18 protein-coding genes are annotated in these 19,446 nt (G+C 63.0%); 12 read left to right on the top strand and 6 right to left on the bottom strand.

Translation table 11 applies throughout. The annotated features are described in order from the left end of the window. The first annotated feature begins 36 nt into the window (after nucleotides 1-36). Nucleotides 37-2,082, top strand: a complete 2,046-nt coding sequence (locus So717_RS01065; protein ID WP_159974363.1) for an acetyl-CoA carboxylase biotin carboxylase subunit — start codon at nucleotides 37-39, stop codon at nucleotides 2,080-2,082. Nucleotides 2,083-2,115: 33 nt separating this feature from the next. On the opposite strand, the gene So717_RS01060 is transcribed toward So717_RS01065, so the two are convergent. Next, nucleotides 2,116-2,571: a DUF4174 domain-containing protein gene (locus So717_RS01060; protein WP_159974362.1), complete on the bottom strand. Its 456-nt coding sequence runs from the start codon at nucleotides 2,569-2,571 to the stop codon at nucleotides 2,116-2,118. Between the two features lie 165 nt (nucleotides 2,572-2,736). On the opposite strand from So717_RS01060, the gene So717_RS01055 reads away from it, so the two are divergent. The 7 genes from So717_RS01055 to So717_RS01025 are packed head-to-tail and all read left to right on the top strand — an operon-like array spanning nucleotide 2,737 to nucleotide 8,911. Beyond that, nucleotides 2,737-3,621, top strand: coding sequence for a hypothetical protein (locus So717_RS01055; RefSeq protein ID WP_159974361.1), 885 nt, complete (start codon nucleotides 2,737-2,739; stop codon nucleotides 3,619-3,621). Beyond that, nucleotides 3,584-5,713, top strand: coding sequence for a methylmalonyl-CoA mutase (gene scpA, locus So717_RS01050; protein WP_159974360.1), 2,130 nt, complete (start codon nucleotides 3,584-3,586; stop codon nucleotides 5,711-5,713). The genes So717_RS01055 and scpA overlap by 38 nt, the downstream gene beginning before the upstream one ends. A 9-nt stretch (nucleotides 5,714-5,722) precedes the next feature. Next, nucleotides 5,723-6,337, top strand: coding sequence for a VOC family protein (locus tag So717_RS01045; RefSeq protein ID WP_159974869.1), 615 nt, complete (start codon nucleotides 5,723-5,725; stop codon nucleotides 6,335-6,337). Further along, complete coding sequence (locus tag So717_RS01040) at nucleotides 6,334-6,810, top strand: GNAT family N-acetyltransferase (protein ID WP_159974359.1); 477 nt, start codon at nucleotides 6,334-6,336, stop codon at nucleotides 6,808-6,810. Before So717_RS01045 ends, So717_RS01040 begins: the two co-directional genes overlap by 4 nt. A 52-nt stretch (nucleotides 6,811-6,862) precedes the next feature. Beyond that, nucleotides 6,863-7,543, top strand: a complete 681-nt coding sequence (locus So717_RS01035) for a tellurite resistance TerB family protein (RefSeq protein ID WP_159974358.1) — start codon at nucleotides 6,863-6,865, stop codon at nucleotides 7,541-7,543. Then, nucleotides 7,543-8,547, top strand: coding sequence for an endonuclease/exonuclease/phosphatase family protein (locus So717_RS01030; RefSeq protein WP_159974357.1), 1,005 nt, complete (start codon nucleotides 7,543-7,545; stop codon nucleotides 8,545-8,547). Before So717_RS01035 ends, So717_RS01030 begins: the two co-directional genes overlap by 1 nt. Nucleotides 8,548-8,584: 37 nt before the next feature. Then, nucleotides 8,585-8,911 carry a hypothetical protein gene (locus So717_RS01025; RefSeq protein ID WP_159974356.1) on the top strand — a complete coding sequence of 109 codons (327 nt, stop codon included), beginning with the start codon at nucleotides 8,585-8,587 and terminating at the stop codon, nucleotides 8,909-8,911. Here the strand turns inward: So717_RS01025 and So717_RS01020 are convergent. The 5 genes from So717_RS01020 to So717_RS01000 form a co-directional block, all read right to left on the bottom strand. Then, a complete protein-coding gene (locus So717_RS01020; RefSeq protein ID WP_159974355.1) occupies nucleotides 8,896-10,488 on the bottom strand; it encodes a Ppx/GppA family phosphatase in 1,593 nt (530 codons plus the stop codon). The genes So717_RS01025 and So717_RS01020 overlap by 16 nt on opposite strands. A 91-nt stretch (nucleotides 10,489-10,579) precedes the next feature. Then, nucleotides 10,580-12,754 carry an RNA degradosome polyphosphate kinase gene (locus tag So717_RS01015; protein WP_159974354.1) on the bottom strand — a complete coding sequence of 725 codons (2,175 nt, stop codon included), beginning with the start codon at nucleotides 12,752-12,754 and terminating at the stop codon, nucleotides 10,580-10,582. 40 nt (nucleotides 12,755-12,794) lie between these two features. After that, nucleotides 12,795-13,469, bottom strand: a complete 675-nt coding sequence (locus So717_RS01010) for an HdaA/DnaA family protein (protein WP_159974353.1) — start codon at nucleotides 13,467-13,469, stop codon at nucleotides 12,795-12,797. Nucleotide 13,470: 1 nt separating this feature from the next. Further along, nucleotides 13,471-14,538, bottom strand: coding sequence for an AI-2E family transporter (locus tag So717_RS01005; RefSeq protein ID WP_159974352.1), 1,068 nt, complete (start codon nucleotides 14,536-14,538; stop codon nucleotides 13,471-13,473). Nucleotides 14,539-14,676: 138 nt separating this feature from the next. After that, nucleotides 14,677-15,192, bottom strand: coding sequence for a fasciclin domain-containing protein (locus tag So717_RS01000; RefSeq protein WP_159974351.1), 516 nt, complete (start codon nucleotides 15,190-15,192; stop codon nucleotides 14,677-14,679). A gap of 224 nt (nucleotides 15,193-15,416) precedes the next feature. Here So717_RS01000 and proS point away from each other — a divergent pair, with 224 nt between their 5' ends. From proS to So717_RS00980, 4 genes are all read left to right on the top strand, one after another. Next, a complete protein-coding gene (proS, locus tag So717_RS00995) occupies nucleotides 15,417-16,808 on the top strand; it encodes a proline--tRNA ligase (RefSeq protein WP_159974350.1) in 1,392 nt (463 codons plus the stop codon). A gap of 68 nt (nucleotides 16,809-16,876) precedes the next feature. After that, on the top strand, nucleotides 16,877-17,374 hold the full coding sequence (locus tag So717_RS00990) for a DUF2937 family protein (RefSeq protein ID WP_159974349.1): 498 nt from the start codon (nucleotides 16,877-16,879) through the stop codon (nucleotides 17,372-17,374). A gap of 52 nt (nucleotides 17,375-17,426) precedes the next feature. Next, the gene (locus tag So717_RS00985; protein WP_159974348.1) at nucleotides 17,427-18,713 is read left to right on the top strand and encodes a lipoprotein-releasing ABC transporter permease subunit; all 1,287 of its coding nucleotides are present in this window, start codon (nucleotides 17,427-17,429) and stop codon (nucleotides 18,711-18,713) included. Continuing rightward, nucleotides 18,706-19,410, top strand: coding sequence for an ABC transporter ATP-binding protein (locus tag So717_RS00980; RefSeq protein ID WP_159974347.1), 705 nt, complete (start codon nucleotides 18,706-18,708; stop codon nucleotides 19,408-19,410). The genes So717_RS00985 and So717_RS00980 overlap by 8 nt, the downstream gene beginning before the upstream one ends. The last annotated feature ends 36 nt before the right edge of the window (nucleotides 19,411-19,446 follow it).

Genomic DNA, 19,446 nt, shown 5'->3' with positions numbered 1-19,446 from the left:
CACTGACTTCCTTACGCATTTCCAAAAGGACACCCCATGTTCAATAAGATCCTGATCGCCAACCGCGGCGAGATTGCCTGCCGCGTTATCAAGACCGCCCGTAAGATGGGGATCAAGACGGTGGCGATCTATTCGGATGCCGACAAGCAGGCGCTACATGTGCAGATGGCGGATGAGGCGGTGCATATCGGCCCGCCGCCCGCCAACCAGTCTTACATCGTGATTGACAAGGTCATGGAGGCGATCACATCGTCCGGTGCGCAGGCCGTGCACCCGGGCTATGGCTTCCTGTCGGAGAATGCGAAATTCGCCGAAGCGCTGGAGGCCGCAGGCGTGGCCTTCATCGGCCCGCCGAAAGGCGCCATTGAGGCGATGGGCGACAAGATCACCTCCAAGAAGATCGCGCAGGAGGCCGGTGTCTCCACCGTGCCGGGCTACATGGGGCTGATTGAGGACGCCGAAGAGGCTGTGAAGATCTCGGGTGAGGTTGGCTACCCGGTGATGATCAAGGCCTCGGCGGGTGGTGGCGGCAAGGGCATGCGCATCGCCTGGAACGATGACGAGGCGCGCGAGGGCTTCCAGTCGTCCAAGAACGAGGCGGCGAACTCCTTTGGGGATGACCGGATTTTCATTGAGAAATTTGTCACCCAGCCGCGCCATATCGAAATTCAGGTGCTGTGTGACAGCCATGGCAACGGCATCTATCTGGGCGAGCGGGAATGCTCGATCCAGCGCCGCAATCAGAAGGTGGTCGAAGAGGCGCCAAGCCCCTTCCTGGATGAAGCCACGCGCAGGGCGATGGGTGAGCAGGCGGTGGCGCTCGCACAGGCCGTGGGCTATGCCAGCGCGGGCACGGTGGAGTTCATCGTCGACGGCGAAAAGAACTTTTATTTTCTGGAGATGAACACCCGTCTTCAAGTGGAACATCCGGTGACCGAGTTGATCACGGGTGTTGATCTGGTGGAACAGATGATCCGTGTGGCCAACGGTGAAAAGCTCAGCATCACGCAGGACGACGTGACCCTCACCGGCTGGGCGATCGAGAACCGGCTTTATGCTGAAGACCCTTATCGCGGCTTCCTGCCGTCGATTGGCCGCCTGACACGCTACCGCCCGCCGATGGAAGTCGCCGCGGGGCCATTGTTGGAAAATGACAAGTGGCAGGGCGAGGCGCCTTCAGGTCCGGCGGCGGTGCGCAATGACACCGGCGTCTATGAAGGCGGCGAGATCAGCATGTATTACGACCCGATGATCGCCAAGCTTTGCACCTGGGCGCCAACGCGGGGGGAGGCCATTGAGGCGATGCGGGTGGCGCTGGACAGCTTCGAGGTGGAAGGCATCGGGCACAACCTGCCGTTCCTCTCGGCGGTGATGGATCATCCGAAGTTTGTCTCGGGCGATATGACCACCGCCTTCATCGCTGAGGAATACCCCGATGGCTTCGAAGGCGTTGAATTGCCGGAGGCAGAACTGATGCGCATCGCCGCGGCCTGTTCCGCCATGCACCGCGTCGCCGAGATCCGCCGTGCGCGCGTCTCGGGCCGCATGGACAATCACGAACGCAAAGTGGGTGCCGATTGGAACGTGCGCCTGCAGGGGCAGTCTTATGACGTTGTGGTGGATGCGGATCAGGACGGCTCGACGGTTCGGTTCGAAGACGGCACCGATCTGCGCGTGAGCGGCAGTTGGACGCCGGGCGATCAGCTGGCCGAGATGACCGTCAATGATGCGCCTTTGGTGCTGAAAGTCGGCAAGATCAGCGGCGGCTTCCGCATCCGCACGCGGGGCGCCGAGATCAAGGTGCATGTGCGCACGCCGCGGCAGGCGGAACTGGCGCGCAAAATGCCGGAGAAATTGCCGCCCGACACCTCCAAGATGCTGCTCTGCCCGATGCCGGGTCTGGTGGTGAAAATGGACGTGGCCGTGGGCGACGAAGTGCAGGACGGGCAAGCGCTGTGCACCATCGAGGCGATGAAGATGGAGAACATCCTGCGCGCGGAGCGCAAGGGGGTCGTGTCGAAAATCAACGCAGCCGCAGGCGACAGTCTGGCTGTGGATGATATCATCATGGAGTTCGAATAAGACAATGCGCGTGGGCGCGAGGGATAGGTCGGCTTATCGCGTGATGGCGCGATCCTTGCGCTCGCGGATTTCGCGCTGGCGCATGGGCATCTTGTCGATGCTGCGGCTGATCTCACGCACATCCCAGGGGAAGGGCTTGCGCAGTTTGACTGCGCCGTCCTTGCCCATCAGCACCAGCATGAATCCGCGCGGGCGCAGCTTTCTGCGCAACTCGGAGCCTGCATCAGGGTCGGTATCGGTGATCACCACAACATCCCGTTCGATCAATTCGGCAGGTCGTTCTTCCAACAAGCGCATCTGCTCGACAAAGGCGGGGTTGTCCGCGCTGTCGGAAAACACAACCACGGGCCGGTTTTTCCACTTAAATTGGTTCAAATCGGCGTCTTCCATGGTCACGAACAGCTCTGGCTCGGGCAAGGCTTCAGCTGTCTGGGCGGCTGTGCCATTGGCAAAAAAGCACGCCAGAACAAGGGGTAATATCGGTTTCATCGCGCCTCCTGTGTGGTCCAATATAGGCCCGTTGCGCGGATATGCGATGGGCAATGCGCGCTTATTTACCATTAAATCCACAGCAAGGGATTGGGTGTAGTGTTTGACTTATCCCCAACCTTCTGGCCGTGCGGGGCGGCCGCCGCAAAAGCAACGGATCACGTCATGGACGTTCTCCTTCACGTAGGTGCGCATCGCACCGGAACAAAGAGCTTTCAGGATTATATGCGCCGCCACGCAAAGCCGTTGGCGGCCGTTGATGTTGCCTATTGCGGCCCTGCGCGCGGGGCCCGGGCAGCAACGGAGGGGCGTGTTGCGTTGCAGGTGGGCGCGGCCCGTTCGCGTGGGATAAGTACGCTTGTCCTGAGCGATGAAGCGATGATCGGAACAGTGGCGGAGAATATCGCCGCCGCGGCCCTTTATCCGCAGATCAGCGCACATATAGCGGCGGCTGTGAGTGCTCTTGACGAGCAAATCGCTGGAGTCCTGTTCTGCCCGCGCAGCCTTGACTACTATTGGGGATCAGCCTTGGCCGATGCCGTGGCGCAGGGACATGAGGTGCCGGACCGCGCGGTTTTGAAAGCCATCGCGGCATCGGAGCGCAGCTGGCGCGATGTCATTACTGATCTTGCTCAGGCGCTGCCCGGCGTTCCGATCCGTGTGCTGCCGTTTGAGGCCTTTGCCGGGCGACCCGAGGCTTTCTTGCAGGCGGGCACAGGTGTGTCCGCACCGCTGGACAGGGATCGCCGATGGCTGAACCGCGCGCCAAACCTGCCGGAACTGCGGCGCGGACTGGCGCACAGGAGCGCTGATGGCAGCGCTTTGCCCTTTGGCATGGGGCGTTGGAACCCGTTCACGCCGGAGGAAACAGCCGCGCTGAGAGAGCGGTATGCAGATGACATGATGTGGCTGGTGGCGGGCGCTGACGGCCTTGCCACGCTGACAGAGGATGGCGCACCGATAAGAGCAGGACAAACACTGCCGACCGGTGCGCAAACAAAAGGACATGGTGATGAGCACGAAGAGAGACAGATGGCGCGACCTGGCTGAGGCTGAGCTGCGGGGCAAACCGCTCGACGCGCTGACGTGGAAGACCCTCGAAGGTATCGAGGTTCAGCCGCTATACACCGCTGAGGATGTGGAGGGCCTGCCGCATTTGGGCACCATTCCCGGCGAGGCGCCCTACACGCGCGGTGTGAAGGCGACGATGTATGCCGGTCGCCCCTGGACCATCCGCCAATACGCCGGGTTTTCGACCGCCGAAGAAAGCAACGCCTTCTATCGCCGCGCCTTGGCTGCTGGCCAGCAGGGCGTATCCGTCGCCTTCGACCTTGCCACGCACCGCGGCTATGACAGTGATCATCCGCGGGTTGAGGGGGACGTGGGCAAGGCGGGTGTGGCCATCGACAGCGTCGAGGATATGAAAATCCTCTTTGACGGCATCCCGCTCGACAAGGTCTCCGTCTCGATGACGATGAATGGTGCCGTGATCCCGATCCTGGCGAATTTCATTGTGGCGGGGGAAGAGCAGGGGCACGACAAATCGCTGCTCTCCGGCACCATTCAGAACGACATTCTGAAAGAGTTCATGGTGCGGAACACCTATGTGTATCCGCCTGATCCATCCATGCGAATCATCGCAGATATCATTGAGTATACAAGTGATTATATGCCGAAGTTCAACTCGATTTCGATCTCCGGCTATCACATGCAGGAGGCGGGCGCGCACCTTGTGCAAGAGCTGGCCTTTACGCTGGCGGACGGGCGCGAATACGTGCGGGCCGCCATCGCGCGCGGCATGGACGTGGACAGGTTCGCCGGGCGCCTGTCGTTCTTCTTTGCCATCGGCATGAACTTTTTCATGGAGGCGGCGAAATTACGCGCGGCGCGCCTGCTGTGGGCACGGATTATGGAAGAATTCGCGCCGAAGAACCCAAAGTCCTCCATGTTGCGCACCCATTGCCAGACCTCCGGCGTGAGCCTGCAGGAGCACGATCCCTACAACAACGTGATCCGCACCGCCTATGAGGCCATGAGCGCGGTGCTGGGTGGCACACAGTCACTGCACACCAATGCGCTGGACGAGGCGATTGCGCTCCCGACTGAGAATTCCAGTCGAATTGCGCGCAATACGCAATTGATTTTGCAGGAAGAAACCGGCGTGACCAATGTTGTCGATCCGCTGGCGGGCTCTTATTACGTCGAGAAGCTGACCGCTGATCTGGCCGAAGCTGCCTGGGCGTTGATCGAAGAGGTCGAAGAGATGGGCGGCATGACCAAGGCGGTGGCCTCGGGCATGCCGAAACTGCGGATCGAGGAAGCCGCCGCCCAACGGCAGGCGGGGATCGACCGGGGCACCGAGGTGATCGTGGGCGTGAACAAATACCGCCGCGACAGCGAAGATCTGATCGACATCTTGGATATCGACAACGCCGCCGTGCGCAGTAGCCAGATCGCCCGGCTGGAGCGGATCCGCGCGGAGCGGGATGAGGCGGCCTGCGCCGCAGCGCTCGACGAGGTCACCCGGCGGGCGGCGGAGGGTGGCAACCTGCTCGAAGCGGCAGTCGAAGCGGCGCGGGCACGTGCGTCAGTGGGAGAGATCAGCATGGCAATGGAAAAGACCTTTGGCCGCCACCGCGCGGAAGTGAAAACCCTCGCTGGAGTCTACGGCGCGGCTTATGAAGGCGATGAAGGCTTTGCCGCCATCCAGAAATCGGTGGAGGCATTCGCCGAAGCCGAGGGCCGCCGCCCGCGCATGCTCGTGGTCAAGATGGGGCAGGACGGGCATGACCGGGGCGCCAAGGTGATCGCCACCGCCTTTGCCGACATCGGCTTTGACGTGGACGTGGGCCCGCTGTTCCAGACGCCTGTCGAGGCCGCGCAGGACGCGGTCGACAACGACGTGCATGTGATCGGCATCAGCAGCCAGGCGGCGGGGCACAAGACGCTGGCGCCGCAGCTTGTGACAGCGCTGAAAGAGGCCGGAGCCGAAGACATTCTGGTGATCTGCGGTGGTGTGATTCCGCAGCAGGACTACCAGTTCCTCTACGATGCGGGGGTGAAGGCGATTTTTGGGCCGGGCACCAACATCCCCAAGGCCGCGCAGGATATTCTGAGCCTGATCCGCGAGGCGCGGAGCTAACCGGTGGCTCTGCAGCTCGATCATCTCGCCATCGCGGGACAGTCGCTTGCCGCAGCGCAGGCCCATGTGGAAGAGGCGCTTGGCGTGGCGCTGCAGCCCGGCGGCGAACATGCGGTATTTCACACGCACAACGCCCTGCTGGGGCTGGAGGATGGCCTCTATCTGGAGGCCATCGCGATCAACCCCGATGCGCCGCAGCCCACCCGACCCCGGTGGTTCGATCTGGACCGTTTCCACGGCCCCGCGCGGCTCACAAACTGGATCTGCCAAAGCGATGACATCGTCACGGACATCGCCGCTTTACCGGAAGGGCTGGGTGAGCCGGTTGCCTTGCAGCGCGGCGATCTGCGGTGGCGCATGGCGGTGCCTGCCGATGGTCGGCTGCCCTTTGACAGTTGCGCGCCTGCGCTGATCCAATGGGACACGGCGCGACATCCGGCGGGGATGCTGGCGCCGTCCGGCGTTCAACTGCGCCGCCTGACGATCCGTCATCCGGAGGCGGAGGCATTGAAGGCGATACTTGCGGTTCATCTGACGGATGATCGCCTGCGGTATGAGACCGGACCTGCGGCCCTATGGGCGGAATTGGACACACCGTACGGCCCCCGCGAGCTGTCTTCATGATCCGCGCGGCGACACTGGGGGATGCGCCCGCCATCGCCGGGCTGTGGAACGCGATGATCCGCGAGACGCTGTCGACCTTCACCACAATCGAGAAATCGACCGCCGAGCTGGAGGTGCTGATTGCGGAGCGATCAGGATCTGTCTTCGTTGCAACCGAGGGATCAGGTGTGGTGGGCTTTGTCACCTTCGGTCCTTTTCGCGGCGGACCGGGCTATACCGCCACGGTAGAGCATACGGTGATCGTTGCGGCGGACGCGCAGGCCAGCGGGATGGGGCGCGCCTTGATGCACGCGGCCGAGGACGCCGCACGACAACAGGGCAAACACGTGATGGTGGCGGCGATAAGCGAGACCAACACCGCTGCTCAGGCCTTCCACGCAAGGCTTGGCTACACCGAGGTCGCGCGGATGCCGGAGGTGGGGCGCAAGGCCGGGCGGTGGCTGGATCTTGTGCTGATGCAGAAAATCCTCTGACGCGACGCTTCGCCTCCTGACACTGCCGGGGGCAACGGCTAAGCTAGGGCCCATGTCCATCTGGTCCCGTATCTCCGACGCCCTCGCGGCCCTTGCTGCAGGCGAGAGCCTGGCCGCGGTCTTTGACCGGCTGCGCAGCCCGCCGGAACGCTCTGTCGCCTTTACCATTGCGGTGATTGCGCTGGGGGCCAAGATGGCCAAGGCTGACGGGCAGGTGACCCGAGATGAGGTCACCGCCTTCAAGGAGGTCTTTCATATCGCTGCGCAGGATGAGCAGGGCGCGGCGCGGGTTTTCAACCTCGCACGGCAGGATGTGGCGGGCTATGAAGACTACGCCACCCGCATCCGTGATATGTTTTCGGAACAGCCCGGCATTTTGCACGATCTGCTGGAGGGGCTCTTTCATATCGCCATGGCGGACGGGTTCTATCACCCGAATGAAGATGCGTTTCTGGAGCGTGTGGCGGAGATCTTCAGCGTGCCACAAGCGGAATTCAAGCGGTTGCGCATGCGCTTTGCACCTGACGCGCAGCAAGATCCATATACGGTGCTGGGCGTGGCACCCGACGCGCCGCTCGACGAGGTCCGCCGCGTCTGGCGCAGGCTGGTGCGCCAGAACCACCCCGACGCGTTGATGGCGCGCGGGTTGCCGCCCGAAGCCATGCAACTGGCCGAGAAACGCATGGCCGACATCAACCGGGCCTGGGATGAGATTGCCGGTGCCGAGGTCTGATGCGGCTGGCGACCTACAATGTGGCCTGGTTCAACGCGCTTTTTGACGATGACAACAATCTGCTGATGGATGGCGGTTGGTCGGCGCGCCACAACATCACCCGGGCGCAGCAGACAGAGGCGCTTGGTCTTGTTTTTCAGCGGCTTGAGGCCGATGCGGTGCTGGTGGTGGAGGCCCCGGATTCCAGCGGCAGACGGCACACGGTGGCGGCGCTGGAGCAGTTTGCGGAGCGCTTCGGCCTGCGGGCACGGTCCGCCGTCATGGGGTTTGTGAACGAGACGCAGCAGGAGCTGGCGCTGCTCTATGATCCCGACGCGCTGAGCGCCCGCCATGCACCCCGACCCGGCGATGCCACGGTGCCGCGCTTCGATGGCACCTTCGAGATCGATCTGGATGTGGATGCCACCCGTGATCAGGTGCGGTTTTCCAAGCCGCCGCTGGAGCTTGAGCTGGAGACCGCTGCAGGCACAAGATTTCACCTGATTGGCGCGCATCTGAAGTCAAAGGCGCCGCATGGTGCGCGCAACGCCGCCCACGCGATGAAGCTGGCGATTGCCAACCGACGCAAGCAACTGGCGCAGGCGATCTGGCTGCGCGCGCGGATCGACCAGTTGCTGGCGGAGGATCGTTCGCTTGTCGTGCTGGGCGATCTCAATGACGGGCCGGGGCTGGATGAGTTCGAGGGGCTTTTTGGCAGATCCTCCATTGAGATTGTCATGGATGGCGCGGGGGGCGCGCTGTTCGACCCGCATGCGCGACAGGCGCTGACGGCGCGGCTGGGTGCGGCACCCACCTCTGCGCGGTTCTGGATCAAACAGGAGAAGCGGTTCCTGCAGGCGCTGCTCGACTATGTGATGGTCACGCCCGACCTCAAGGACCGTGCCGCGGCCTGGCGCATTTGGCATCCGCTGGATGACCCGGACTGTTGGGCGGACGCGGCCCTGCGCGAGGCGCTGGTGACGGCGTCTGATCATTTTCCGGTGACGCTTGATCTCGATATCTGATCTCGAAAAGCCGCGCGGGGCGACCTATATTTTCCTCATGAGACAGCTTTTGATGGGATTGGTGATCTGTGCTGCTGCGGCAGCACCTCTGTCGGCTGAGGAGGATGCGCCGCCCTCACCGATGGAGCGGGGCATGCAGCAGTTTCTCGAAGGGCTGTTGCAGGACATGGAGCCGGCCTTTGACAGCATGCGCGGGTTTATGCAGCAAATGGGGCCCGCGCTGATGGATCTGATGGATCAGGTCGAGGATTGGTCCGCCTATGAGGCGCCGGAGATCCTGCCCAACGGCGACATCATCATCCGGCGCAAACCTGAGCAGGAGACCCCGCCTGACGAGGACATGCCGCCTCAGATCGATCTCTGAGCAGTGCGGCGCATCTTCTTGATCTGAACCTGCGCGCCAAGAGATCCCGCCAGTGACATCAGCCGCGCTTCGGCCACCTCTCCAAAAAGCGGGACCATATCCGGCGTGAGCATCAGGTGCAGTTCTTTCTTCTTGGGAAACCAGCGCAGCGTGCCACGCTCGGCATCCTGGGTCATCCAGAGCATGGCGCCAAAGCGCATGGCCTTGCCGACGATTTCGGCCTCAAGCTGGTATTTTTCGTCGATAAGGTCATAGAGGCCGTCAAAGCGTGTGCCTTGCCGCTTGTTGGAATAGCGGTGCAGCAGGGCCAGCCCGAGATAGATCCGCTCTGAATGCTTCAGCCCGCCGAGGTTGGCGCGCGTGGCGTTGTCAAAGCAGGTCTCGGCCCGGTAGTCGGGATGCGCGCGCCAGCTCACGTCATGCAAGAGGCACGCCGCCTTGATCAGCCGCCGCCGCGGTGCGGGCACCGCACGAAACAGTGGATGGATAAAGCCGTAAAGCAGTTTGCCAAACCCCGGCATGCGCGCGTCCTTGGCTTCGGCAAAGCGGCAGGCCTCGATCAACGGATCGCGGTCGCGCAGGCGCTGCGGCATCTGTTCATAAAGCATGCCTTCGCGAATGCCGTAGCTGGAGATGGCGATGTCCTTGGGCTTGAACGTCTTCACCAGACGGCTGAGCACTTCGGCTGCCAGCGGCACAAGGCTCATTCGGGCCGAAGAAATGCCGCAGGCGGCGCGCAGCTCTTCCAGGTCCGCCTCGGCGATGAATTTGGCCGTGGCGCTGACGCTGCGCGCGGTCATGCGGTATTCGTGCAGAACATGCAGCGGGTAGTCGCGCCGGTGCATGTCAATGCGCGCAATCGCCCGCCATGAGCCGCCAACGAGGAACAGCCGGTCACGCTGCGCGCCCATCTTCTCCTTCAGGTTCAGCATCGTATCCTTGATGTGGGCCTTGCGGGCACGCTTGCCGCCCTTGATGCCCTGCAGTTTCAGCGGCCCCAGCGACGAGGTGACCCGCCGTCCGACGCGCCCGTCGGAAATCTCCGCCAGTTCCATAGACGAGCCGCCGATGTCGCAGACCAGCCCGTAAGAGCCAGGCCAGCCCAGCAGCACACCCTGCGCGGAGAGCCGCGCTTCCTCTTCGCCATCGATCACCCAGATGCGCAGCCCCGTCTCGCGCAGCACCTCTTCACGGAAGGCTGGCCCATCAGCAGCATCGCGCACAGCAGCGGTGGCCACCACAGTCAGCTCCGGCAGGCCCATACCCTGCGCCAGATGCTGGAACCGGCGCAGCGCGCTCAACGCGCGCACCCGACCTTCGGGGTTCAGCTGCCCGCTCTCAGACAGGCCCGCGCCGAGGGCGCACATGATCTTTTCGTTGTAGAAATAAGCGGGTGAGCGTGCCGCGCCGTCAAACACCACCAGCCGCACGGAGTTGGAGCCCACATCCACAACGCCCACCCGCGCCAGCGCCCGGGCGCTTGGGTCTTGAAACAGCGGACGGCCAAAGAGGCCGGCATCGGGATGATCAGGGGGCAGGCCGTCTGTCACGTCCGGCAGGTCGGTGGCTTGGTTCATTGCGGCGTCCGAAGTATGTTGGCGTCACCCTGTGCAATAATGGGCTATGGGTCAACAGAGCTGTCAGCGCAAGGTGGTCCGATCTGTCAGATCAATCTTCGGTGTGTGTCAGCTTCGGCACATCCGACGCGCCTGCTGAGCCGCGCCCCGAAAGCGACGGGTTTTCCATGAAAAACCGGTGGCAATTGAAGGCAAAAGCGCCTTCCGGCAAGGCTGGGCGCTCGAAACTGCCATCCGGCCCCATGACCCAGCTTTGCGCGACATCTGCCAGATTGGCCGCCATGATCTGGCTGACGATCTGGGCCTTTACGGTGTCGTTCTCGATCTCCACCAGCGTCTCGACCCGGCGGTTGAGGTTCCGGCCCATCCAGTCGGCGGAGGAGATGAACACCCGCGCTTTCTTATGTGGCAGCCCGTGGCCATTACCGAAGCAGACGATGCGCGAATGCTCCAGAAAGCGCCCAACGATGGATTTCACGCGGATGTTCTCGCTCAGCCCCTTGATGCCGGGCCGCAGCCCGCAGATGCCCCGGATCACGAGGCTGATCTTCACCCCCGCCTGGCTCGCGGCATAGAGCGCGTCGATGACCTCGCTGTCGATCAGCGAATTCATCTTGGCCCAGATCTCAGCCGGTTTGCCCGCCTGCGCGTGTTTGGCTTCCGCCGCGATCAGCTCCAGCAGGCGCGGTTTCAGCGTGGTGGGGGAGATGGCAAGGTTGTCGAGCGTGTCAGGCTGCGCATAGCCGGAGAGGTAGTTGAACACCTTGGTGGCATCGCGCCCAAGCCGCGCGTCACATGTAAAGAGCGACAGGTCCGTATAGATGCGCGCGGTGATCGGGTGATAATTGCCCGTGCCATAGTGCGTATAGGTCACCAGTTGGTTGCCTTCGCGGCGCACCACGGTGGAGATCTTGGCGTGGGTCTTGAGGTCGAGAAAGCCGTAGACCACATGCGCGCCTGCCCGTTCCAGCCGCCGCGACTGGCGGATGTTGGCGGCCTCGTCAAAACGCGCTTTCAGCTCCACCAGGGCGGTGACGGACTTGCCATCCTCCGCCGCCTCGCACAGCGCCTCGACAATCGGGCTGTCGCGCGAGGTGCGGTAAAGCGTCTGTTTGATCGCCACGACCTTGGGGTCGCGTGCCGCCTGTTGCAGGAAACGCACCACCATGTCGAATGTCTCGTAGGGGTGGTGCAGCAGCATGTCCTTGGAACGGATGGCCGAGAACATGTCGCCATCGTGGTCCATGACGCGTTCCGGCACACGTGGAGTGAACATCGGCCAAAGCAGATCGGGTCGTGCGTCCAGCACCAGCTCCTTCAAAGCCGCTGCACCGATCATACCGTTGATTTCAATGACTTCTTCCTGCCCGACACCCAGCTCATCCATGATCACGGATTTCAGCGCTTCGGGCGCGCCGGAAGAATGGGTCAGCCGCACCACCTCGCCGCGCCGCCGCCGTTTCAGCGCCACTTCGAACTCGCGCACCAGGTCTTCGGCCTCTTCCTCGACCTCCAGGTCGCTGTCGCGCAACACGCGGAATTCGAAATGCGCCTTGAGCTTGTAGCCCGGGAAAAGCCCGCCGATGTTCAGCACCAAGAGCTCCTCCATCGGCAGGAAACGGTGATGCCCCTCGGGCGCGGGCAGGGCCACAAAGCGGTCGATCTGCGCCGGGATTGGCAGCAGCGCCTGCAACGGGCGTTTGTCCGAAACACGCTCCAGCTGAAGCGCCAGCGCATAGCCGGTGTTCGGGATGAAGGGGAAGGGATGCGCGGGATCGATGGCCAGCGGCGACAGCACCGCGAAAACCTGCGTCAGGAATACCTCCTCCAGATAGGCCAGGTCTTTCTTGCTCAGGTCCGGCGCGCGCAGGACGGAGATGTTCTCCGCCTCCATTTCCTTGAACAGAGTGACCAGCACCCGTTGCTGCGTCTCCAGCAGGTTGCGGGCGTTTTCGTCAATCAGCCGCAGCTGCTCTGCCGGGGTCAACCCGTCAGCGGCCGGTGTGGTGTTGCCTGCATGGGCCAGCTCGCGCAGGCCCGCCACACGCACCGTATAGAACTCATCCAGATTTGCCGAGGAGATCGACAGGAACCGCAGCCGCTCCAGCAAGGGCACGCGCGGGTTCTCCGCCTCCTGCACGACACGCCAGTTGAAGCCCAGCCAGCTCAGCTCCCGGTTAAAGAAGCGGCCCGGGCCGTCGGCTTCGAAGTCAGGCAGATCGGTCGCAGCGGGAAAATCGGCAATGAGGAAGTTGGTTTGTGTCATGACGGGCTTTTGCGGGCTCCTTGTAACTTGTCTGTGACAGTTATCGCGCGCGGGTGTCATCCTTGTCCAGAATCTCACCCGCAAGTGTCCGAGAAACTGGGCGTTTTTGTGCCAGAGAGGCGTCATCGAGGCGCTGGACGATGTCTTGCGCGGCAGCAAAAGACCGATCCATGCGGCGCAGCAGGTAGGGGATCAGGTCGGCCTTAGGCGTCAGTTGTCGGTCGGCAAAGAGCTTGGCCAGAACGGCGGCCAACAGCGTGTCGTCTGGCGGGTCAAGCGGGGCCGCAGGCGCCGCTGCGATCCGGCTGGCGAGATCGGGCAGCACAATGCCCCAGTCGCGCACGGCACTGCGCCCCGTCAGCAGCAGCGCATGGCCATTGGCCAGAACCAGATTGTGCAAATGAAAGAGCGTGTGCTCGGCCGCGCTGTTCCCGGCGACCTGCGGGACATCCTCCACCGCAACAGAGCTTTGCGCCAGGTCCGGCACATCAGCCTCGGCCAGTGCTGTGGCCGCGATAATCCGCGCGCCATGCCGCTTGGCCCAGACATGGGCGAGGTGGGTCTTGCCCGCGCCATCCTGCCCGGTGAGCACGAGTTTGTCGGCCCCGCCGCCCTCAATCAGGGCCACAGCAATGGCGTTGGAGGGGGCGACCAGAAAGTCGGCCCTGTCAAGCGCGGGAACGCTTGGCAGCTCAAAGCCCAGCTGTTCGGCCATGTCAGCCCTCGCCTTGCCCGGACTGCCCGCGATACAGCAGTGACCGTTTGTACTGGTCGACGGCAAACCGTGCGATGACGCCGATGGCCGCCGCCACCGGCACCGCGACCAGCATGCCGACAAAGCCGAAAGCTGCGCCAAAGACCGACAGTGCGAGGATCAGCCAGACCGGGTGCAGCCCAACCGAGTCGCCCACCAGTTTGGGCGTGAGAATGTTGCCCTCAACCACCTGACCCACCACAAAGATGCCCGCCACCAGCCCGATGGAGACCCAATCACCCCAGAACTGGAAAAGTGCGAGACCAATGGCGAGTACCCCGCCAATCAGTGCGCCGAGATAGGGAATGAAAGTGACCAACCCCGCAACGAATCCGACCACCAGACCGAATTGCAGCCCCACGATCATCAGCGCAATCGCGTAGTAGGTCCCGAGGATCAGGCACACGGTGCCCATCCCACGAATGAAGGACGCGAGCGTCGCGTCGATCTCCCGCGCCAGCTGGCGGATGGTGCCCGCGTGGTCGCGGGGCAAAAGCTCATCGATGCGGGCGACCATGTTGTCCCAGTCGAGCAGCAGGTACACCGAGACCACGGGCACGATCACCAGCAGCACCACGACATTGAGCAGCGAGGCCACCGAGGTCAGCGCCGTGTTCAAAAGCTCCGCGCCCCGGCTCTGAATTGTCTCACCCAGCGAGCTGATCGATTGCCGCAGCGCCGAGCCTTCATCGAGCAGCGACGGGAAGCGCTCGGTCAGGAAGGTGGTGATGCTGCGCGCATAGTCGGGCGCCACATTGACGAGCTGCAGCGCTTGTTGTGTCAAAGTCGGGATCACGAGCAGCGCCATCATCACAAAGATCAGGATGCCCACGATGGTGATCAGCCCGGTGGCGGCAATGCGGCTGAGGCCCATGTTCTCCAACCGGTCGGCGACGGGATCCAGGAAATAGGCGATGGCGCCGCCCAGCACGAAAGGCAAAAGCACATGCCCCAGCGCCCAGAGCAGCACGCAGAAGACGACGGCTGCGATGCCCCAATAAAGCAATTGTTTGTGGACAGGCAGGGCCATGCGGGATGCTCCGGTTGCGTGTATCCTTTCACATCGCCCATGCGCGCGGGGCATTCAAGGGGGAAGGCTACGTGGTCACAGTGGTCGCACGGCAGAAGGCCCCGCCGAAGACGGGGCCTCTGTCGGGGTTTGGGCTGCTTAGTGGCAGGCAGGGCGCGTGCCCGGCAGCAACACCTTGTCGACCACGTGTATCACGCCATTGTCCGCTTCGATATTGGCGATGATCACATTGGCGCTTTCACCTGTGCCATCGGCAATCGAGACACCCTCGGCGCCCTTGCTGATGCACAGCCGCTCCGAAGCCAGCACCGGCTTGAAGTAATTGGCGCCAGTGGGGATCATCTCTGCCGTCAGTTTGCGGTCATCCACGTGATAGAGCAGCACGTCTGTGAGCTGGCCTTTGTTTTCAGGCTGCAGCAGCGTCTCGACCGTGCCGTCCGGCAGGGCGGCGAAGGCGTCGTTCACCGGTGCGTAGACGGTGAAGGGGCCGGGGCCTTGCAGCGTCTCGACCAGCCCGGCGGCGGAGACTGCGGCCACGAGGGTAGAGAAGCGCTCATCGCCCGAGGCGATTTCAACGATATCAGCCGCCTGAGCGGCGGAGCCGAGGGTCAGAGCTGTGGCGGCGATGGCTGCGAGTTTGCGGAACTGTGTCATGGATTAAATCTCCTTCAAATGTGGTCACGCCTTGGTGACATGTGGGAGGTACGGCGCGATTTCCCCGGCAGATCAGGCCGCTCGCGCGCTTGTGAGATTTGTGTAATATTTGCACACGTCACCATTGAGCGGCCAAAACCAGCAATCCTGTCCCGGGGTTTCGCGATTGCGAGCCCCCCCGCTTTGGCCTATCAGGGCGAGGCTGAGATGAGAGAGGACACCCCATGCGCCTGACCCGCTATTTCCTGCCTGTGCTGCGTGAAAACCCCGCCGAGGCGCAGATCGTGTCGCACCGGTTGATGCTGCGCGCGGGCATGATCAAGCAGAATGCGGCGGGCATCTACTCCTGGCTACCGCTGGGCTTCAAGGTGCTGCGCAAGCTCGAAAACATCGTGCATGAAGAGCAGGTGCGTGCGGGTCACATCCCGATGCTGATGCCCACGCTGCAATCCGCCGATCTCTGGCGCGAAAGCGGGCGCTATGATGCCTACGGGCCCGAGATGCTGCGCATTCGCGACCGGCAGGACCGCGACATGCTCTACGGCCCCACCAATGAAGAGATGATCACTGACATCTTCCGCAGCCATGTGGGCAGCTACAAGGATTTGCCGCTGACGCTTTACCACATCCAGTGGAAGTTCCGCGACGAGATGCGCCCGCGCTTTGGTGTGATGCGGGGGCGCGAGTTCTTTATGAAGGACGGCTATAACTTTGACCTTACGAAAGAAGACGCGCTGCACGCCTACAACCGTCATCTGGTCAGCTACCTGCGCACCTATGAGCGCATGGGGCTGCAGGCGATCCCGATGCGTGCGGATTCCGGCCCTATCGGTGGTGATGACACGCATGAATTCCTCGTGCTGGCCGAGACAGGCGAGTCGGAGGTTTTCTACGACAGCGCGGTGACCGATTTGACCTTTGGCGACCGTGAGATCGACTATGACAGCGTCGAGCAATGCGCCGCGATCATGGAAGAGTTCACCACCAAATACGCCCGCACCGATGAAACCCACGACCCGGCGCTGTTCGATCAGATCCCGGAGGCGCGCAGGCGCACCGCGCGTGGCATCGAAGTGGGGCAGATTTTCTACTTCGGCACCAAATACTCCGACGCGATGGGCGCGACGGTGCAAGGCCCCGACGGCAAGCCGACGCCTGTGCATATGGGCAGCCACGGCATTGGCGTCAGCCGTCTTGTGGGGGCCATCATCGAGGCCAGCCATGACGACAAGGGCATCATCTGGCCCGAAGGTGTCACGCCCTATCACTGTGGGATCGTGAACCTGAAACAGGGCGATGCGGAGGCGGATGCCGCCTGTGACGCGCTCTATCAGAGCCTCACGGCGCTGGGGCTTGAGCCGCTTTATGACGACCGCGACGAGCGGGCAGGCGGGAAATTCGCCACCATGGATCTGATTGGTCTGCCCTGGCGCATTACCGTGGGGCCACGTGGGCTTAAGAACGGCGTGGTGGAGCTGACCAGCCGCCGCACCGGTGACAGCCAGGAGCTGCCGCCCGAGGAGGCTGTGAAAAAGATCGCCGAGATCTACGGCGATATGCACAGCAGCGAGCACGTGCAGATGATGGGCACCCGGTCGTTCCACACCTATATCTGAGGCTTTGCGCAGGGCTGCCGCTCTGGTAATCTGCATGTGCCGCCGGGGGGCGAGCAGGAGCGAGGCAAATGATCCTTCGTGCCATCACGCTGGCCGCCGGGCTGACCGGAGCCTTTGGCGCCGCGCAATTTCCGGCATTTTCCCAGCAGTATCTGCAACGCCTTGGCGGGGCTGTGGATGCGCTGGAGGAGGTTGTGGCCGATTTCGATGCCTCCGCTGCGGCAGAGGGGCTGAGCCGGGCAGAGGCCCTGCGACAAATGCAAGGCGCGGAGTTTATCGAACGGCGCCGTGCCGACATGCAGCGCACCTTTGAGCGCCACGCGGCATTAACTGCGGATTTGGAGGTCCTGTCCGGGCAGGGGCCCTTCATGCGCGCCTATCACGCCGCGCGTCTGACGGATGTGGATGTGGCCCGGCGCGCCTGGCAGGTCTTTGAGCCGGCTCTGCCGCTGACGCTCTCGGCCGCGATCTTTGCCACTGTGGGCTTCGTCTTGGGCACGCTGATCTGTCGCGGGCTGCTGGCCGCGCTGCGCTGGCCTTTGCGCAGGCGCGCGCTGTCGGCTTGACCCTCCGGGGGCAAAGCCTCAGGTTGCGCGCAACTCAATGAACGGATTTTCGATGGCCGCCTCCCCTCCACCCTTTGCCCCTTTTGAATGGATGATCGCCTGGCGCTATCTGCGCGCCCGCCGCGCTGAGGGTGGCGTCAGTGTCATGACCTGGATCAGCTTTCTCGGGATCACTCTCGCGGTCTTTGCCCTGATCGCCACGCTGGCTGTGCGCTCAGGATTTCGGGCGGAGTTCGTGGATACCATCCTGGGCTCAAACGCGCATGTGACCGTCTATTCCATCGGAACGGTTGCTGAGAACGGGCAGGTGGACCGGTCGATTGCCGAGTATGACGACCTCGCTGCGCGTCTGGCGGAGGTGCCGGGTGTCACGCGTGCAGCCCCGCTTGTGCGCGGTCAGGTGATGGCCGCGTTCCAGGGCAGAAACGCAGGTCTGGAGGTCTACGGCATCGCCCCGGACGATCTGCAAACTCTGCCGCGCATCGCCAATCCCGAGACAGCGCGGGGTGATATCACCAGCTTCCCGCAGGGCATCGCCCTGGGCTCAGGCGTCGCGCGGGAACTTGGCGTGGGCATCGGCGACCGGGTCAAGCTGATCTCGCCAGACGGGGTCAAGACGGCCTTTGGCACCTCGCCCCGGGTGAACGCGTATGAGGTCACCTATATCTTCACCGCCGGGCGCTATGACATTGATCGCACGCGTGCCTATCTTCCTTTTGAGGAGACTCAAATATACTTTAATAGAGAGGGTTTGGCGGACGAAATTGAAGTGATGGTTGAGCGTCCGGAGCAGGTGAATCAGCTGGTGCCTGCGCTCTTTGCCGCCGCCGGAGGCACAGCGCAGGTCTGGACCTGGCAGGACGCCTCAGGCGGGTTCCTGCGGGCGCTGGAAGTGGAGGACAATGTGATGTTCATCATCCTCTCCATCCTCGTTCTGATTGCTGCGATGAACATCGTCTCGGGTCTCATCATGCTGGTCAAAAACAAGGGGCGCGACATTGGCATCCTGCGCACCATCGGTCTGAGCCAAGGCTCGATCCTGCGGGTGTTCTTCATTTGCGGTGCTTTCACCGGGTTTCTGGGCACGCTTTGCGGGGTCATCCTCGGGTCGCTCTTCGCGCTTTATATCGATCCGATTTTCTCCTTCGTGAACCTGGTCATGGGGGGCGGTGTCTGGGATCCGTCGATCCGGGGCATCTATGCGTTGCCAGCGGAGCTGCACCTGAATGACGTGCTCTCGGCGGTGGCGCTGTCGCTGGGGCTCTCCTTCATCGTCACGCTGTTCCCGGCCCGCCGCGCGGCGCGGATGAACCCGGTTGAGGCGCTGCGCTATGAGTGACGCAACCCTAATGCTGTCGGGCATCGAGAAATCCTACAATCGCGGCACGCCTGGGGAGGTCTCGGTTCTGCGCGGCGTTGATCTCAGCGTGCAGCGGGGGGAGGTTGTGGCCCTGGTGGCGCCATCGGGGGCGGGCAAGTCGACGCTGCTGCATATCGCAGGGCTGTTGGACGTGGCGGATACGGGCCGCGTCGAGATTGCGGGTCAGGATCTGACCGATCTGTCCGACACCCGACGCACCGCGACGCGGCGCGCGGATGTCGGGTTCATCTACCAGTTCCACCACCTCTTGCCGGAGTTTTCGGCCCTGGAGAACATCGTGCTGCCGCAGCTCGCACATGGCGTGCCGCGCGCGCAGGCGCAGACCCGGGCGCAGGATCTGCTGGACCGGGTCGGCATCGCCGCCCGTGCAGATCACCGTCCCGCAGCGCTCTCCGGTGGGGAGCAACAGCGTGTTGCCTTCTGTCGCGCGCTGGCCAACGAACCCAAGCTGCTGCTGGCGGATGAGCCGACGGGCAATCTGGATCCGGAAACCTCCGACCAGGTCTTTGCGGCGCTGATGGATCTGGTGCGGGGCACTGGCCTGTCGGCGCTGATCGCCACGCACAACATGGAGCTTGCCGCCCGTATGGATCGGCAAATCCGGCTGGAGGCGGGGCAACTCATCCCTCTGGGGGGAGCACAACGTCCCGCTTGACGCGCGCGGTCCCTTTCGCCCAGTTTGGAGCAAGGC

Source organism: Roseobacter cerasinus, assembly GCF_009811755.1.
Taxonomy (GTDB): domain Bacteria; phylum Pseudomonadota; class Alphaproteobacteria; order Rhodobacterales; family Rhodobacteraceae; genus Roseobacter; species Roseobacter cerasinus.
This window is presented reverse-complemented; position numbering and strand designations above follow the sequence as displayed.